Origin of the sequence: Falsiphaeobacter marinintestinus, assembly GCF_007923355.1 — a bacterium.
Taxonomy (GTDB): Bacteria; Pseudomonadota; Alphaproteobacteria; order Rhodobacterales; family Rhodobacteraceae; genus Phaeobacter_A; species Phaeobacter_A marinintestinus.
The window spans coordinates 202,020-217,685 of the sequence record NZ_VOGO01000003.1; the positions used below are offsets into that span (position 1 = coordinate 202,020).

General features: G+C 58.5%; 17 protein-coding genes. 10 read left to right on the plus strand and 7 right to left on the minus strand.

Annotated features, from left to right (window positions below; translation table 11 throughout):
• The first annotated feature begins 71 nt into the window (after positions 1 to 71).
• From ligA to FOY56_RS24055, 3 genes are all read left to right on the plus strand, one after another.
• Complete coding sequence (gene ligA, locus FOY56_RS08200) at positions 72 to 2,288, plus strand: NAD-dependent DNA ligase LigA (RefSeq protein WP_146345669.1); 2,217 nt, start codon at positions 72 to 74, stop codon at positions 2,286 to 2,288.
• Entirely contained in the window at positions 2,285 to 4,375 is a 2,091-nt protein-coding gene (recG, locus tag FOY56_RS08205) for an ATP-dependent DNA helicase RecG (RefSeq protein ID WP_146345353.1), read from the plus strand. Before ligA ends, recG begins: the two co-directional genes overlap by 4 nt.
• A 172-nt stretch (positions 4,376 to 4,547) precedes the next feature.
• Positions 4,548 to 4,670 carry a hypothetical protein gene (locus tag FOY56_RS24055; protein ID WP_281288807.1) on the plus strand — a complete coding sequence of 41 codons (123 nt, stop codon included), beginning with the start codon at positions 4,548 to 4,550 and terminating at the stop codon, positions 4,668 to 4,670.
• Positions 4,671 to 4,863: 193 nt separating this feature from the next.
• On the opposite strand, the gene FOY56_RS08210 is transcribed toward FOY56_RS24055, so the two are convergent.
• On the minus strand, positions 4,864 to 5,493 hold the full coding sequence (locus FOY56_RS08210; protein ID WP_146345354.1) for a MarC family protein: 630 nt from the start codon (positions 5,491 to 5,493) through the stop codon (positions 4,864 to 4,866).
• A 57-nt stretch (positions 5,494 to 5,550) separates the two neighbouring features.
• Positions 5,551 to 6,003 (minus strand): iron-sulfur cluster assembly scaffold protein, encoded by a 453-nt coding sequence (locus tag FOY56_RS08215; protein ID WP_146345355.1) that lies wholly within the window; start codon positions 6,001 to 6,003, stop codon positions 5,551 to 5,553.
• A 68-nt stretch (positions 6,004 to 6,071) separates the two neighbouring features.
• Between FOY56_RS08215 and hisI the strand changes: the two genes are divergently transcribed.
• Positions 6,072 to 6,431 (plus strand): phosphoribosyl-AMP cyclohydrolase, encoded by a 360-nt coding sequence (hisI, locus tag FOY56_RS08220; protein WP_146345356.1) that lies wholly within the window; start codon positions 6,072 to 6,074, stop codon positions 6,429 to 6,431.
• Positions 6,432 to 6,505: 74 nt separating this feature from the next.
• Here the strand turns inward: hisI and gluQRS are convergent, their stop codons facing one another.
• The 4 genes from gluQRS to FOY56_RS08240 form a co-directional block, all read right to left on the minus strand.
• Positions 6,506 to 7,351, minus strand: a complete 846-nt coding sequence (gluQRS, locus tag FOY56_RS08225; RefSeq protein ID WP_146345357.1) for a tRNA glutamyl-Q(34) synthetase GluQRS — start codon at positions 7,349 to 7,351, stop codon at positions 6,506 to 6,508.
• Positions 7,348 to 7,962, minus strand: coding sequence for a class I SAM-dependent DNA methyltransferase (locus tag FOY56_RS08230; protein WP_146345358.1), 615 nt, complete (start codon positions 7,960 to 7,962; stop codon positions 7,348 to 7,350). The genes gluQRS and FOY56_RS08230 overlap by 4 nt, the downstream gene beginning before the upstream one ends.
• A 22-nt stretch (positions 7,963 to 7,984) precedes the next feature.
• Positions 7,985 to 9,340, minus strand: coding sequence for a methylenetetrahydrofolate--tRNA-(uracil(54)-C(5))-methyltransferase (FADH(2)-oxidizing) TrmFO (trmFO, locus tag FOY56_RS08235; protein ID WP_146345359.1), 1,356 nt, complete (start codon positions 9,338 to 9,340; stop codon positions 7,985 to 7,987).
• Positions 9,341 to 9,620: 280 nt separating this feature from the next.
• Positions 9,621 to 10,406: an enoyl-CoA hydratase gene (locus FOY56_RS08240; protein ID WP_146345360.1), complete on the minus strand. Its 786-nt coding sequence runs from the start codon at positions 10,404 to 10,406 to the stop codon at positions 9,621 to 9,623.
• A 58-nt stretch (positions 10,407 to 10,464) separates the two neighbouring features.
• Between FOY56_RS08240 and FOY56_RS08245 the strand changes: the two genes are divergently transcribed.
• Both FOY56_RS08245 and FOY56_RS08250 read left to right on the plus strand, forming a co-directional pair.
• Positions 10,465 to 10,893 (plus strand): PaaI family thioesterase, encoded by a 429-nt coding sequence (locus FOY56_RS08245; protein ID WP_146345361.1) that lies wholly within the window; start codon positions 10,465 to 10,467, stop codon positions 10,891 to 10,893.
• 121 nt (positions 10,894 to 11,014) lie between these two features.
• On the plus strand, positions 11,015 to 12,007 hold the full coding sequence (locus FOY56_RS08250) for an SLAC1 anion channel family protein (protein WP_146345362.1): 993 nt from the start codon (positions 11,015 to 11,017) through the stop codon (positions 12,005 to 12,007).
• Between the two features lie 76 nt (positions 12,008 to 12,083).
• On the opposite strand, the gene FOY56_RS08255 is transcribed toward FOY56_RS08250, so the two are convergent.
• On the minus strand, positions 12,084 to 12,311 hold the full coding sequence (locus FOY56_RS08255) for a DUF1127 domain-containing protein (protein ID WP_146345363.1): 228 nt from the start codon (positions 12,309 to 12,311) through the stop codon (positions 12,084 to 12,086).
• Between the two features lie 98 nt (positions 12,312 to 12,409).
• Here FOY56_RS08255 and FOY56_RS08260 point away from each other — a divergent pair, with 98 nt between their 5' ends.
• The 4 genes from FOY56_RS08260 (at position 12,410) to FOY56_RS08275 (ending at position 15,666) form a co-directional block, all read left to right on the plus strand.
• Positions 12,410 to 13,828, plus strand: coding sequence for an aminotransferase-like domain-containing protein (locus FOY56_RS08260; protein WP_146345364.1), 1,419 nt, complete (start codon positions 12,410 to 12,412; stop codon positions 13,826 to 13,828).
• 161 nt (positions 13,829 to 13,989) lie between these two features.
• Positions 13,990 to 14,448 (plus strand): 50S ribosomal protein L13, encoded by a 459-nt coding sequence (gene rplM / locus FOY56_RS08265; RefSeq protein ID WP_146345365.1) that lies wholly within the window; start codon positions 13,990 to 13,992, stop codon positions 14,446 to 14,448.
• Positions 14,449 to 14,453: 5 nt separating this feature from the next.
• Positions 14,454 to 14,939 (plus strand): 30S ribosomal protein S9, encoded by a 486-nt coding sequence (rpsI, locus tag FOY56_RS08270; RefSeq protein ID WP_146345366.1) that lies wholly within the window; start codon positions 14,454 to 14,456, stop codon positions 14,937 to 14,939.
• Positions 14,940 to 15,048: 109 nt separating this feature from the next.
• Positions 15,049 to 15,666 carry a class I SAM-dependent methyltransferase gene (locus FOY56_RS08275; protein ID WP_146345367.1) on the plus strand — a complete coding sequence of 206 codons (618 nt, stop codon included), beginning with the start codon at positions 15,049 to 15,051 and terminating at the stop codon, positions 15,664 to 15,666.

Below are 15,666 nucleotides of genomic sequence, written 5' to 3' on the forward strand. Positions count from 1 at the left end.
CCGCCTCGCCCTATCACTTGTTTCAAATCAAGTGAGGGTGGGGCGTGACGGACGAGATCGAAGTTTCCCAATTGACGGAAGATCAGGCGCGGGCAGACCTTGCGCGTCTTGCTGCTTCTATTGCAGCTGCCAACGATGCATATCACCGCAAAGATACGCCCGAGATTTCGGACGCTGAGTATGATCGCCTCAAGCGGCGCAATTTGGCGATCGAGGACCAGTTCCCGGATCTGAAACGGGACGACAGCCCCACGGATCAGGTTGGCGCGCGCCCGGCGGATGGGTTCACGAAAGTCTCTCATGCCGTTCGCATGATGTCGCTGGGCAATGCCTTTGACGATGAGGATGTCGCCGGGTTCGATTCGAGCGTTCGCAAATACCTCGGGCTTGGCGACACATCGCTGACTTACACCGCTGAACCCAAGATTGACGGATTGTCACTGTCCCTGCGGTACGAACACGGCAAACTGGTTCAGGCCGCAACACGCGGCGATGGTGAAACCGGCGAAAACGTGACCGCGAATGCCCGGACCATTTCTGACATTCCGACCCGGTTGAATGGTGCGCCTGACATTCTTGAGGTGCGCGGCGAAGTCTATATGTCCCATGCCGACTTCGCGGACTTGAATGATCGTCAGGAACAGGCGGGTGCCAAGCCTTTTGCCAACCCGCGCAATGCGGCAGCCGGATCCTTGCGCCAGCTGGATCCGGAAATAACCCGTGCGCGGCCCTTGCGATTTTTTGCCTATGCGTGGGGTGAAATCTCAGACCCTCTGGCAGAAACGCAATTCGGTGCAGTTGAACGGCTAAAGGGTATGGGCTTTTCAACCAACGATCTTACGATCAGATGTCATGGAGTCGCTGACCTTCTGTCCCATTACCGGGCCATCGAGGAACAGCGCGCAACCTTGCCCTATGATATTGATGGCGTCGTCTACAAGGTCGACGATCTTGGGTTTCAGGCGCGTCTTGGGTTTCGCTCGACCACGCCCCGATGGGCCATCGCGCATAAATTTCCGGCCGAGCTGGCCTGGACCCGATTGGAAACCATCGACATTCAGGTCGGGCGAACCGGCGCGCTCAGCCCGGTAGCGCGGCTCACGCCGGTCACGGTCGGCGGAGTGGTGGTGTCAAACGCCACGCTGCACAATGAAGATTATATTCAGGGGCGCGATTCCAAGGGGGAAACGATCCGCGACGGCAAAGACATCCGCATCGGTGACTGGGTGCAGGTTTACCGCGCGGGGGATGTGATCCCGAAAGTCGCAGATGTCGATCTGTCTAAACGCCCGGAAGGTACGCAGCCCTTCAAATTTCCGACGACCTGCCCCGAATGTGGAAGTGAGGCAATCCGCGAAGACGGCGACGCGATACGCCGCTGTTCAGGTGGTGTGATCTGCCCAGCTCAGGCGGTTGAAAAGCTGAAGCATTTTGTGTCACGCGCCGCATTTGACATCGAAGGTCTGGGGGCCAAACAGGTTGAACAGTTCCACGGCGATGGCTGGATTCAAGAGCCGGCAGACATTTTTACGCTGGAAGACAGGTTCAGCAACGGCCTGCAACAGTTGAAGAACCGCGAAGGATGGGGCGACAAATCGGCGACCAACCTGTTCGATGCCATCCGGGAAAAGCGAACGATCCCCTTGGCGCGGCTCATCTTCAGCTTGGGCATTCGACACGTGGGCGAAGTCGCAGCGCGCGATCTTGCGTTGCATTATCGCAATTGGACCGCTTTGACGACCAGTGTCGATCTGGCCCGACCAGCCGCCTTGGCGCATCGGGCCGCCGACCGGGAAGAAGAAGCCGAACGCCGGGCAGCCGCGCAAGACGGCCGTCGCGCGCGCGTTTCCGACGTTCGGTCGGCGACGATTGCGGCTTGCAGCGTATCCGAGGACGCCACCGCAGCCTGGGCCGATCTGGTTGGCGTCGACGGTATCGGCGCAACGCTGGCCTTGTCCTTGTCAGACGCGCTGGCCAACACCGACGAACGCGCCGCATTTGATCGGTTGACTGCTATGTTGACCATTGTGCCGCCGGATGCGCCGTCCAATGACAGCCCCGTTGCTGGCAAAACGGTCGTGTTCACCGGAACGCTTGAAAAGATGACCCGGGCCGAGGCCAAAGCCAGGGCCGAGGCGTTGGGGGCCAAAGTCTCGGGCTCGGTCAGCGCCAAGACCCATCTGCTGGTTGCTGGGCCCGGGGCGGGATCCAAGGCGAAGAAAGCTGCTGACCTTGGCATCGAAGTGCTAAACGAAGATGGCTGGCTGGCCCTGATCGGCGACGCATGAGTGGTCGTCCCGAAACTCTGTTCCCGCTGTTTGCCGGTCTCGAAACCCTTGAGGGGGTCGGGCCAAAAACCGCGCGCCTTCTGGAACAGCTCGACATCACATCGCCGCGCGATCTGTTATTCTCGCTGCCCTATGCGGTGGTTGACAGGCGCCGGCGTGAGACGATTCAGGGCGCTGATCTGCCACAGACGCTGACGGTTGAGGTCACGGTTGGTGCGCATCGTCCACCGCGTAACCGGGGCGGGGCGTATCGTATTCATGTCGAAGATTCGCAGGCTGATTTCCAGTTGGTGTATTTCCACGCCCGCAGTGATTACCTTGCCAAGCTATTGCCGGTTGGTGCACGCCGGGTGGTATCAGGTAAGTTGGAATTGTTCGACGGGATGGCGCAGATGGTGCATCCCGATCATGCATTGCCGGTGGACGAGGCCGATGACATCCCGGAATTCGAACCGGTGTATCACCTGACCCAAGGCGTGTCGCAGAAGGTCATGTTCAAGGCGATTCAGGGAGCATTAACACGGGTGCCGGATCTGGCCGAATGGATCGATCCGACGCAGGTTTTGAAAGAAAACTGGCCCGACTGGGCGGATGCCATGCGCACGGCGCATCACCCCGAGGCCATGGATGACTTAAGCCCAAACGCTCCTGCCCGGGCAAGACTGGCCTATGACGAACTGATGGCGCATCAGCTGACGTTGGCGCTGGCCAGACTGCGCGAACGCAAAGCCCGTGGGATGGTCAGTATCGGGTCAGGCTGGTTGCGCGGCAAAGTGTTGGAAGCGCTGCCCTATCGTCCAACCGGGGCACAGTTGCGCGCGATGGAAGAAATCGCGGCTGACATGGCCTCCGAAGCCCGCATGAACCGTCTGCTGCAGGGCGACGTCGGCTCGGGCAAGACTTTGGTGGCGTTCTTTGCCTTGCTGGTGGCCGTGGAGGCCGGCGGGCAGGGCGTGATGATGGCCCCAACCGAAATTTTGGCACGACAACATATGGAAGGGCTTCACCCGCTGGCCGAAGAAGCGGGCGTTGTTCTTGAGATCCTGACAGGGCGCGACAAGGGGGCCGAGCGTCGGGCGAAACTGGCGGCTCTGGCTGCGGGAAAGATCCAGATCCTGGTCGGCACCCATGCCGTTTTTCAAAGCGACGTGGAGTTTTCGGACCTGCGGCTTGCGATTATTGATGAACAACATCGCTTCGGGGTGCGGCAACGCATGGAATTGTCCGACAAGGGTGTCGCGGCGGATGTGCTTGTGATGACTGCCACGCCAATCCCGCGATCGCTGTCATTGGCGCAATATGGTGACATGGACGTGTCGGTTCTGGACGAAAAGCCGCCCGGGCGAAAACCGATCCGCACGGCGATCATCGGAACCGACCGTATGGACGAAGTCATCGACCACCTGCGTCGGGCCGTGGCCGAAGGGCGGCAGTGCTATTGGGTGTGTCCGCTGGTTGAGGAATCTGAAGTAGTCGACCTGACATCGGCCGAAGATCGGTTCAAACGGTTGCGGGCCGTGCTGGGCGACGGCGTTGTCGGGCTGGTGCATGGTCAAATGCCCGGGGCCGAAAAAGACGCCGCAATGGCGGCGTTCCAGTCTGGCGAAACATCCGTTCTGGTGGCCACGACGGTGATCGAAGTCGGGGTCAACGTGCCCAACGCCACAATTATGGTGATCGAACGGGCCGAAACCTTTGGACTCGCACAGTTGCACCAGTTGCGGGGCAGGGTCGGGCGGGGCGAGGGCGCGTCTACCTGTCTCTTGATGTATCAGGCCCCTTTGAGCGAGGGCGGCCGTCGCCGGCTTGAGGTTCTGCGCGAGACCGAAGACGGGTTTCGTATTGCCGAAACCGATCTTGAAATGCGCGGCGCCGGTGATCTGATCGGGACGGCGCAATCCGGACTACCCCGATTTCGTATCGCCGATCTTGAGCGGCAGGCCAATCTGATGGCGATTGCCCAAAGCGACGCGCGCGCGCTTTTGGACAAGGACCCGGCACTGACAAGCGACCGGGGCAAAGCGGCCCGCGTACTTTTATGGTTGATGAAACAGGATCAAGCGATCCGTTTGATTTCTGTCGGATAGATCGAACCAAAAATCGGTCAAAAATACTGTTTCCTGACAAACGGTTAGGCCTGTGCGTTCTCATAAGTTCGCAAATGTTCTTATAAAGTTCTTTACATGCAGGATGGAACATGAGAACAAAGGGTCAACAAATACTTAACTCCCCAGCCTGACCGACCTTGGAGACCTCAAGATGCTGAGCCAGATCAAAACCGCCCTGAACGCTAGCCGAAACACCCTGCTTCAGGATGCCATCGGCGCTGCCTCGCTGGCTGTTATGCTGATCGTGGCACTGCACTTGCCCGGGCTGATCTGACCCAAGTTTTCTGCCTGCGATCTCGTGCCGGACGTCCCGCATCCTGTCCCATTCGATGCAAAGGGTATGACCTGCCTGTCCGATCCCTGTTAGGGGCCTGCCTCAAAGCCCCGCCGGGACATTCTCCGGATCCCACATGAGACCCGCATACTTACCGCCGCCATCTCGCCCGAGATGAGCGGCGGCTTTTTTTTCAGAGGGTGCCGGTCTGGATGATATCAAGCATGGCCGACAAAACCGCGTTCACCGCAACGGATGCCAGGATCATTCCCATGACACGACTGACAATGGCTGATCCGGAATGACCGATCAGGCGAATGATCGGATCGGCAAACAGCATCAGAACGCAGGCAATGCCGACGACGGCCAGCATAACGCCGGCTGTAACCACCTGTTCCTGAATACTGAACCGGTTGTTGTCCGTCAACATCACGATGGCCAGCATCGCACCGGGTGACGCGATGGACGGGACAGCCAAAGGAAAGATCGCCGGGTTGGGTTTGTCAGAAACTTCGCTTTCAGACAGCTTTGTGTCTGAGTCGGGCTTGGATTCACCAAAGATCATGGTCAACGCAAACAGGAACAGCACAACGCCCCCGGCGACCTGGAATGAGTTGAGACCGATGTCGAGCGCATCAATCAGCAACTGGCCGAAAACCAGGAAGAACATCAGGATACCGGCACTGACCAGTGCGGCCTGAAACGCCGCCTTGCGCCTGTCGCCCGAACTGAGCGCGGCAGTCACGGCAATAAACACCGGGATCGTCCCAATCGGATCGATAACGACCCAAAGTGTTACAAATTGTTCGATCAGTGATGACATCCGGCAGCATCCTTACTGTTGCATGCAGCCCGGAACGGCGATCAGGCGTGCAAAGTGTCAGGCACAGTTGGCCTGTTCTGCTTTTTCGAAGGCTTCGGCCGTTGCGTCAAGGGTCAGCAGGATCGAAGCATGCCGGTTCTTGTACTCGCGGGCCGGAATCAGGACCTCAAGCCCATCAAATGGTGCATCCGGAATGGGGCCGTCCTTTTTGAGCATAGCTTTCAACTGATCCCGCGCGGTTTCGACCTGCTGTCGGGTACAGCCAATGATGCCCCCTCCAACGACGGCTGCCGACGCCTGACCCAATGCACAGGCCTTCACATCTTGCCCGAACTCGGAAATCCGACCGTCTTGCAGCTTGACGTCGACGGTCACAGTTGAGCCGCACAGCGGTGAGCGTTTTTTGACCGTGGCGTCAGGATCGTTTAGGCGCACATGATGTGGAATATCCGCCGCCAAAGCCAGAATACGCGCTGAATAGAGCTTGATCAGGTCGCTGTCGCCGGACATGGCTTTTCCTCCGTCATGGTTCCCCATACATAGGCGCGGACGTTCCCGATGCAAAAGGTTTTCCGCCCATGTCATTCGATCCTTCGACCTTGGTCTACACCGAAAAGGGATTGATCCCTGCAATTGCACAGGATGCCACGTCAGGCGAGGTCCTGATGATGGCCTGGATGAACGCCGAAGCTGTGGCGCGAACGCTGGAGACTGGCAAGGTGACATACTGGTCCCGCTCGCGCGCGGCGTTCTGGGTCAAAGGTGAAAGTTCTGGCCACGTGCAAAAACTGGTCGACCTGCGCGTTGATTGTGATCGGGATTGTTTGCTTGTTCTGGTCAACCAGACCGGGCCAGCCTGTCACACCAACCGGCGCACCTGTTTTTACACCGCCGTGCGGGATGGGGTCGAATTGGAATTGATGGCCCCGGATACATAAGGGCACATGGGGGGCGCTGCTCCCCCGGCCTTTGGCCTTCCCCCCGGAGTATTTGTCAAAGAGAAGAATAGGGGTCAAAGACCAACCATTTTGCGGATATCGTCCGGGGTTTTACCGTCAGCACGGTATGTCGCGATGGCGCGCGCATCATCGCGTTTGGCAAGGCGTTTGCCATGGTTGTCGCGGATCAGGCGGTGATGGTGATATTTTGGGGTCGGAAGACCCAGAAGATGCTGAAGCAGGACATGGATCTGCGTCGCGTCAAACAGATCTTCGCCCCTGACCACATGCGTGATGTGCTGGTCGGCATCGTCAATGACCACCGACAGATGATAAGAGCTGCCCATCTGGCGACGAACCAGGATGATGTCACCCACGGTTTCGACAAGAGCATCGGCGTTCAGCGCGTGCGTGCCTTGGTGGTGAGGCCCGGTTTCACAGAAGGACAAGGCGGGCAGGGCAGTGACCGCTTTTGTTATGTTGAGTCGGATCACATCTTTGGGGCCCGCATCCGACATCGCACGGGTGCGGCAGGTGCCGGGATAGATCCGCCCATCTGGCCCAAATTGCGGCACACCGTCTTGCGGGGCGCCGGCGGCGATTTCGATATCTGACCGGTTGCACCGGCAGGGATAGGTAAGGCCCATGTCTGTCAGCTGGTCCAGCGCAGCGTGATACAGCAGCAGGCGATCTGACTGGCGCATTACCGGCATCGGCCAGGTGAGGCCAAGCCAGTGCAAATCATCGTAAATCTGCGCCTCCCATTCCGGTCGGGCGCGGGACTGGTCGATATCTTCGATCCTGAGCAGGAATTGACCTTTGGCGGCTTGTGCCATGTCATGGGCCAATACAGCAGAATAGGCATGGCCCAGGTGCAATGGCCCCGTCGGGGACGGCGCGAACCGTGTTACAAAACTCACAAGCGTTCGAGCACGTAGACGGTTGAGCGCAGGTTGATGCCGGGAATGTGGTCACCATGCTCCCTGAACAGCACCCGGGCGCGGCCAGATGCACACCAGTCGGCCATGTGGCCTTCGTTTTCGGGGTCTTCCAGCGCGTGATCGTTAAACGACAGAACCATGCGCCCTCCGGAACCCAGGCGATCCATCAACATATCGAACACGCCAATCGGGGCTGCGCCGCCGCCGATGACACCGATGGCGGCAATAGCCGCGTAGTCGCCTTGGACAATGTCGGGCGGGGTTTCGCCATCGATCTGCTTCAGCGTGCGGTAGATGCCCTTGCTTTCAGCGCCTTTCAGCATGTCGCCCGACAGATCCATGCCATCCAGCGTGGTGAATCCTTCGGCGACCAGTGCCTTGCCAGACAGGCCCGTCCCGCACCCGAAATCCAGCACGGGCAGCGTCAGGTCTTGCATATTGGCGGCCAGCGCCACTGCACAGCGACCCGGCGTCGCGTAGCCGTTTTTGGTCAACTCAGCCTCGTAAGTTGTGGCCCAGTCGTCATAAAGCTGGCGCATGCTTGCGGTGTCGCGGGCCGAATAGGCTTGGCTGAGAAATCCGTCATTCATACAGCCAGCCTAAATCGCCGGCTCAGGCAGCGTCCAGAGCGAATTGTGCCAACCAGCCAGCCCAGTCGATTTTTGCGCGATCCGTATACGCCTTATAGCGATCCTTGCGACCGCGACGCCCGCCCTTCAAGCCATCGACAGGCGGGAACAGGCCGAAATTGACGTTCATCGGCTGAAAGGTCTTGGCCTCGGCCCCGCCGGAAATATGGGTGATCAGCGCCCCCGTGGCGGTGGTGTTTGGCGGAACGTCAACAGGCTGGCCGAGGATTTCGCCAGCCGCCATGCGACCCGCCAGCATCCCCATCGCAGCGCTTTCCACATAGCCTTCGACCCCGGTGATCTGACCGGCAAAGCGAACGTTTGGCCGCGAGCGCAGGCGCATCTGGTCGTCCAGCAACGTGGGCGAATTGATAAACGTGTTGCGATGAATACCGCCCAGCCGCGCAAAGCTGGCGTCCTGCAGGCCCGGGATCATCCGAAAGACGTCGGTCTGCGCCCCGTATTTCATCTTGGTCTGAAACCCGACGATATTATACAGCGTGCCCAATGCGTTATCGCGGCGAAGTTGAACCACGGCATAGGCTTTGACATCGGGTTGATGCGGGTTGGTCAACCCCACGGGTTTCATCGGGCCAAATCGCAGGGTCTCGCGCCCGCGTTCGGCCATGACTTCAATCGGCAGACAACCATCGAAGTACCCGGCGGTTTCACCTTCGTGAAATTCGGTCTTGTCTGCGGCCAGAAGCGCGTCGATGAAGGCTTCGTATTGGTCGCGGTCCATAGGGCAGTTGATGTATGCGGTCCGCTCGTCTTCGGTTTCGCCTTTATCATAGCGCGATTGCTTCCACGCCTGATCCATGTCGATGCTGTCCGCATAAACGATGGGCGCAATGGCGTCGAAAAAAGCAAGCGCCTCGGCCCCGGTTTCGGCGCTGATCGCAGCCCCCAACCCGGGCGATGTCAGGGGACCCGTGGCAATGATCCACTGGCCGTCGTCAGGCAGTTCGGTGATTTCTTCAAAAGAGGTCGAGATCAGCGGATGGGCGTTCAGACGCGCGGTCACGGTTTCAGCAAAGGGATCCCGGTCAACCGCCAACGCGCCGCCAGCGGGCAGGCGGTGATGATCGGCCGCAGACATGATCAGCCCGTTCGCAGCGCGCATTTCCCAATGCAGAAGGCCAACGGCGTTCTGTTCGTTGTCATCAGAACGGAATGAATTGGAACAAACCATCTCACCGAAGTGACCGGTTCTATGCGCGAAGGTTTCGACGTTTGGCCGCATCTCGTGCAGCACCACGGGAACCCCCATCTGGGCTGCCTGCCAGGCAGCTTCGGACCCGGCCATGCCGCCGCCGACTATGTGAAGCGTATGTGTCATGGGCAGCGACATAGGGGGATCAAAGGCCAAGGGCAACGTCGCGAATGCCAGTCAAGGCGAAATTCGATGTCTTTTGATCAGATATGAGATTGTGGCGGGGGTGTTTTGGGGTCGCCGCGGCTGCCTGTCGACCGGAGAGAGATCCGGCTGGAGGGACATGGAGCCTGCGGCGACCCAAAAAGCGTCTCGGTGTTAACCGTGCCACGTAAGTGACATAGTCTTGCCCATATTGAAAGTGCCGGATTGGAAACAATGCCAGCGATTTCGTGAAACGATCGCCCTATTGCTGCCAATCGGGGTCCCGCTTGTCGATGAAAGCCGCAATGCCTTCTTCGGTATCGCGATACAGCATGTTTTCGACCATGACGTCGCTGGCATATGCATAGGCATCGGCCATGGGCATCTGGATCTGCTGATAAAACGCCTCTTTCCCGATTTTGACAGCAGCGCCCAGTTTGTCCGCGATGGTCGAAGCCAGTTCTTCGGTGGCCGCGTCCAACTGGTCTGGGGGCACCGCCTTGTTGATAAGCCCCAGGGTTTCGGCGCGCGCGGCTTCGATGAACTGGCCTGTGGTCAGCATCTCTAACGCCTGCTTGCGTGGTATGTTGCGCGACAGAGCAACCATTGGAGTTGAACAAAACAGGCCAATATTAACGCCGTTCACACCAAACCGGGTGCCTTCGGCGGCAACGGCCAGGTCGCAGGTCGCAACCATTTGACAACCCGCCGCCGTGGCGATGCCGTGAACCTTGGCAATAACCGGCTGCGGCAGGGTTTGAATCGAGGTCATCATCGCGGTACAGCGATCAAACAGGTCCTTGAAATAGGCCCTCCCGCCATCTTCCGCCTGTCGGCCCGCAGTCATCTGTTTCAGATCGTGCCCTGCGCAGAACGCCTTGCCCGCGCCCGACAGCGTCACAACCCGAATCGAGCGATCTTGTTTCAGCGCATCAAGTTCGCTCTGCAACGCCGCGATCATCTCATCCGAGAGGGCATTCAAACGCTCAGGCGCGTTCATTTTTAGATGGGCCACGGCCCCCGTGTCGTGACGTTCCAGAATTGCCATCTTGCCCTCCCTATTGATCCTGCGGCAACTCTATGGGGAACGACGGGGAAGGAAAAGCATGTCACTGGCGCTGAACAAGGAAGAACTGACCGACTACCTGAACGAGGTGTTTCCGCAAATCCGAAACGATTTTTCGATTGATGAACTGACCGAAGACTCCATTACCATGCGGCTGCTGACCGCCGAGCGGCACCTGAGGCCCGGTGGAACCGTGTCTGGCCCGTCGATGTTCGCGCTGGCAGATGTGTGTGTTTATGCGATGGTGCTGGCGCGGATCGGGCGTAAGGCACTGGCCGTGACCACAAATTGCTCGCTGGATTTCATGCGCAAGCCCGAGGCCGACAAGGACGTGGTTGCTCACTGCCGCCTGTTAAAACTGGGTCGCGCTCTGGCTGTCGGAGATGTGCTGATGTTTTCGGATGGATCGGACAAACCAGTCGCGCGGGCCAGCATGACCTATTCAATCCCGCCGGTGCATGTCGGCTGATGCATTAAAGGCCGCCAGAAAGACCCGACACGATCACTCTGATCTGCAGGTTTGATTTGTATCAATGTCCGCGAGCAACCGACATGCGGGACTCCGGACAAACACCAACCTGGGGTCGCCCATGAATCACAACATCGACACATTATCCGGCCCCGAAACGGCTTCGTTCAGCCGACTGGAGCATTTTCCAGTGACGTTCTTTGCGGTGATCATGGGGCTGATGGGGCTGACTTTGGCTTTCCAGTCCTCCAGCCCCTTTTTGCCTGTGGCCGATGTGGCATCGCACGTGTTCCTTGCGGTCTCAATCTTGGTTTTTGCATGTATCGCAGGAATCTACGCGCTAAAGTTTTTGCGATATCCAGACGCGCTCAAAGATGAATGGAACCATCCCGTCAAGCTGGCGTTCTTCCCGACCATGTCAATCGCCCTGCTGCTGACAGCCACTGCGCTCTATACGGACTTTCCTGGAATTGCCCGGATCGTGTGGCTAATGGGCGTGGCCGCACAAGGCATCCTGACGCTTTCAGTTCTGACAGGGTGGATAAGCAACCGGTCGTTTGAACAGGGGCACCTGACGCCTGCGTGGTTCATTCCTGCCGTTGGCAACGTCATTGTACCAGTCGCCGGGGCACATATGGGATACACTGAGGTGTCGTGGCTGTTTTTCTCGGGCGGAATGATCTTCTGGATCGTTCTGCTGACCCTGGTGTTCAATCGCATGGTGTTTCACGATCCGATTCCCGGGCGGTTGTTCCCGACGATGGTGATCCTGATCGCCCCGCCGGCAGTGGCTTTTGTCGCTTACTACAACTTGGTAGGCCAGATTGATCCTTTCGCCCGCATTCTTCTGAACTCTGCTTACGTTTTTGCGCTGCTGATCGTGATGCAGTTGCCAAAGCTAGTGCGCTTGCCGTTTGCGTTGTCCTGGTGGGCGTTGTCCTTTCCGGTGGCGGCCCTGACAATAGCCTCGTTCCGATACGCACACATTATGCAATCCATGGCGCATCAAGTCATTGGTTTTATGTCCCTATTGACACTCTGCGTCATCATCGCCGGTCTGGTGTATCGAACCCTTGTGGCGATCACCCGCGATGAAGTCTGCCGCCCCGAATAGGGCCGCGACAAAAAAAAAGGGCCGGGGACAAGCCCCGGCCAGTAAGAGGTCCGAAGTGTCGGACGGGGAATTCGGATCAGGACTGCCAGAACGGTCGCGCAGCTTCCCTGCGCGCTTCGGCAGGGGTCAGGCCAACATCTTCCAGCATATGATTGTCGAGGTGTTTGAGGACGTGTCGGGTTCGGCGATTATGTTCCCATTCCGTGACCACGCTGGCAAAACGGATCGCCACAGCAGCGATCAGCGGCAGCCGGGGGCTGGTGGTCAACAGCATCAGAGCATTCGTTTGCATCAAACGGGTCATTGGTCACTTCCCTTTCCATTGTACCAATACAATAGCCTTTACTTGGCATGCATTATTGGTACATTCAAAGTTGCCACAAGTTCAAAGGAAAGATTGTAATGGGTACAATTTGGCCAAACACCCTGCCAAACGCCGACGGGCCGAAGTACAAGCAAGTGTCCGAAACGATCCGTAAGGCAATTGAGACCGGCAAGTTATCCGTTGGCGCCAAACTGCCTCCGGTTCGGGAACTGGCCTTCCAACTCAGCATCACGCCGGGGACGGTCGCACGGGCCTATACGGTCCTCACCGACGAAGGCGTTCTGACAGCCGAAGTCGGGCGCGGCACCTTTGTCGCGAAACCTTTCTTCGAAGACAAAACCGCTTCTGGCCGCCCCATAGAAATCGACGTTATCGCGCATAATGCGCCGCCGATCTCGGACCACGAGGTTAACCTGTTTTCGCCGCATCTGCCCAACACCGGTCAGACAACGCTGATCCGAAGTCTTTTGGCAGACATCGCCGCACTGCCGCCCTCGGGCCTGATGCACTATCCAAGTCAGGCCGGGGCCCGCCCGGCCCGCGAAGCCGTGGTGCACTGGCTTGACGGGTTGCCGCTGGGGCCGATTGCTGAACATCAGGTGGTTTTGGCGAACGGCGGACAGAATGCCATCTCGTTGCTGTTCCAGACTCTGCTGCGCGGGCGTCGCCCCGCAATTCTGGTCGAAGAGCTGTCATACCCTGGGTTCCGCCGCGCTGCCGAGTTGTTGCGTGCAGATGTCGTGCCGGTTGCAATGGATGAACATGGCGTCATCCCCGAAGCTCTAGACGCCGCCGCGCGCAATCACGACGCGCAGATATTTTGCACCACGGCAGATGTGCACAACCCGACAGGGCTGTTCACACCGACCCACCGGCGAGAGGCGCTTGTTGCCGTGGCCCGGCGGAACGATCTGCAAATTCTGGAAGACGCCTGTTATATGGTCCGCGACGGCAACGCGCCGTCCTATCGGATGCTCGCGCCCGAGCGGAGCTGGTACACGTCTTCGGTGTCAAAATCACTGACTCCCGCCTTGCGCTTTGGCTTTTCTATCGGGCCGGATGGCGCGGCTACGCGCATGCGTCGGACAGCCGAGTACGGGTTCTTTGGCGTTTCGACCCTGATCACCGACCTGATTGCGGCGCTACTGACCCATCCGCAATTGCCCCAAATCGAAGCCGAGATGCGTCGGGTCAACAGCCGCTACCTGCAAACTGCCGCGAACATTCTGGGCATGTATCAACTGGGCTGGCATCCGGAAACGCCGTTCATGTGGCTGACGTTGCCAGAAGGCTGGAGGGCAGGGGCGTTCTGTATGGCCGCCGAAAACGTCGGCGTTCGTATTCGCCCGTCCGAAGATTATGCCTGTCGCAATGCCCGAACGCCCCATGCGGTGCGTATGGCTGTTAACGCTGGCCTGCCTTTGTCGACGTTTGAAGACGCAATGCAGCGGCTGCGCGATCTGCTGGACAATCCATCGGGGAGCATAAGCGTCTAAAGGTGGGGTATTATTATACCTAATTTGCAAGCCATTGATAAGATGCACTTATTTAGATCTTGACGGCATTGACCAGAGCACGGGGTTTCCATATACCCCATCCATCGAATTCTGGCGGGTGCACGGTGCGCCCGCTTTTCACGTCAAACAGGACCGAAGCGATGAAAACCTTTTCTGCGACTCCGGCAGACATCGACAAGAAATGGATCCTGATCGACGCCGAAGGCGTTGTTCTGGGTCGTCTTGCCTCGATCGTTGCCATGCGTCTGCGCGGCAAGCATAAAGCCTCGTTTACACCAAACATGGACATGGGTGACAATGTCATCATCATCAACGCCGAAAAGGTGCAGATGACTGGCAAGAAGCGCGAAGAGCACTTCTATTGGCACACCGGCCATCCGGGCGGCATCAAATCTCGTACCAAACAGCAGATCCTGGAAGGTGCGCACCCCGAGCGCGTCGTGACCCAGGCCGTCAAGCGCATGCTGCCGGGCAACCGCCTGAGCCGTTCGGTAATGACCAATCTGCGCGTTTATGCCGGTGGCGATCACCCGCATGAAGCCCAGGCCCCTGAAGTTCTGGACGTGAAGTCCATGAACAAGAAAAACACCCGGAGCTGAACCAGATGGCTGATCAGATCACCACTCTCGAAGAGTTGAGCGCCGTCGCAGGCGTCGAAACCGTGGCCGAAGAACTGGTCTCGCACGAGCCCGTGCGCGACGAGCTGGGCCGCTCTTATGCAACTGGCAAGCGGAAGGACGCGGTCGCCCGCGTCTGGATCAAGCCGGGTTCCGGCAAAGTGACCGTCAACGGCAAAGAGATGAAAATCTATTTCGCCCGTCCGGTGCTGCAGATGATCCTGCGCCAACCGTTCCAGGTTGCCGGTGTCGAAGACCAGTTCGACGTCAATGCAACCGTCAAAGGCGGTGGCCTTTCGGGTCAGGCCGGCGCGGTCAAGCACGGTGTGTCCAAAGCCCTGCAGCTTTATGATCCGTCGCTGCGTGGCGCTTTGAAAGCCGCTGGCTTCCTGACCCGCGACAGCCGCGTTGTGGAACGGAAGAAATACGGTAAGCGCAAGGCGCGCCGGAGCTTCCAGTTCTCGAAGCGTTAATCGCTATTGCGACAAATTACAGAAAAGGCCGCTCACACTGTTGCGCGGCCTTTTTTGCGAACTATTCTGCCGCCAACGTATAAAATGCGCACAGCCTGGGGATCGTGACATGGGGTTCAAAGACAGCCGGTTTTACAAGCGTATTCGGTACGGCTCGGCCCTGATCGACTGGCTGGAAGATGGGTTTGATGTACCGGCCCCGGCCGTGGCCAAACGCAGTGTGCTGCAACGCTATGCCTTGCCGGATGCAACCTGGGTCGAAACCGGCACCAATATGGGCAATACCACCGCCTTTCTGGACAAGTTTGCGGCGCAGATCCACACCATTGAACCGATGCCTGAACTGCATGCCTCGGCTACGGCTCGGTTTGCGGACAATCCCAACGTCGAGGTGATCAAGGGCGTCAGCGAAGACGTGTTTCCCGACCTGATCCCGAAATTGTCAGGCAATGTCTGCTTCTGGCTGGATGGACATTATTCGGGCGAGGGCACGTTTCAGGGCGAAACTGATTGCCCCGTACGGGAAGAACTGCAGGCGATATCGGACAATATGGCCCAATGGGACGCCGTCGCCGTGATGATAGACGACATGCGCTGTTTCGATCCGGCCAAACCGGGGTTTTCGCAGTATCCGTCGCGCAGTTTTCTGGTGGAATGGGCCGACAGCCACGGTCTGATATGGGACATCGAACACGACATTTTCATCGCCCGCAGCAAGCAGCCCTAA

Bases quoted from the DNA above. Each gene is read 5' to 3' on its own strand.
- recG (WP_146345353.1), top strand. From the start codon at position 2,285: ATGAGTGGTCGTCCCGAAACTCTGTTCCCGCTGTTTGCCGGTCTCGAA.
- FOY56_RS24055 (WP_281288807.1), top strand. From the start codon at position 4,548: ATGCTGAGCCAGATCAAAACCGCCCTGAACGCTAGCCGAAACACCCTG.
- FOY56_RS08210 (WP_146345354.1), bottom strand. From the start codon at position 5,493: ATGTCATCACTGATCGAACAATTTGTAACACTTTGGGTCGTTATCGAT.
- FOY56_RS08215 (WP_146345355.1), bottom strand. From the start codon at position 6,003: ATGTCCGGCGACAGCGACCTGATCAAGCTCTATTCAGCGCGTATTCTG.
- hisI (WP_146345356.1), top strand. From the start codon at position 6,072: ATGTCATTCGATCCTTCGACCTTGGTCTACACCGAAAAGGGATTGATC.
- FOY56_RS08230 (WP_146345358.1), bottom strand. From the start codon at position 7,962: ATGAATGACGGATTTCTCAGCCAAGCCTATTCGGCCCGCGACACCGCA.
- trmFO (WP_146345359.1), bottom strand. From the start codon at position 9,340: ATGACACATACGCTTCACATAGTCGGCGGCGGCATGGCCGGGTCCGAA.
- FOY56_RS08240 (WP_146345360.1), bottom strand. From the start codon at position 10,406: ATGGCAATTCTGGAACGTCACGACACGGGGGCCGTGGCCCATCTAAAA.
- FOY56_RS08245 (WP_146345361.1), top strand. From the start codon at position 10,465: ATGTCACTGGCGCTGAACAAGGAAGAACTGACCGACTACCTGAACGAG.
- FOY56_RS08250 (WP_146345362.1), top strand. From the start codon at position 11,015: ATGAATCACAACATCGACACATTATCCGGCCCCGAAACGGCTTCGTTC.
- FOY56_RS08255 (WP_146345363.1), bottom strand. From the start codon at position 12,311: ATGACCCGTTTGATGCAAACGAATGCTCTGATGCTGTTGACCACCAGC.
- FOY56_RS08260 (WP_146345364.1), top strand. From the start codon at position 12,410: ATGGGTACAATTTGGCCAAACACCCTGCCAAACGCCGACGGGCCGAAG.
- rplM (WP_146345365.1), top strand. From the start codon at position 13,990: ATGAAAACCTTTTCTGCGACTCCGGCAGACATCGACAAGAAATGGATC.
- rpsI (WP_146345366.1), top strand. From the start codon at position 14,454: ATGGCTGATCAGATCACCACTCTCGAAGAGTTGAGCGCCGTCGCAGGC.
- FOY56_RS08275 (WP_146345367.1), top strand. From the start codon at position 15,049: ATGGGGTTCAAAGACAGCCGGTTTTACAAGCGTATTCGGTACGGCTCG.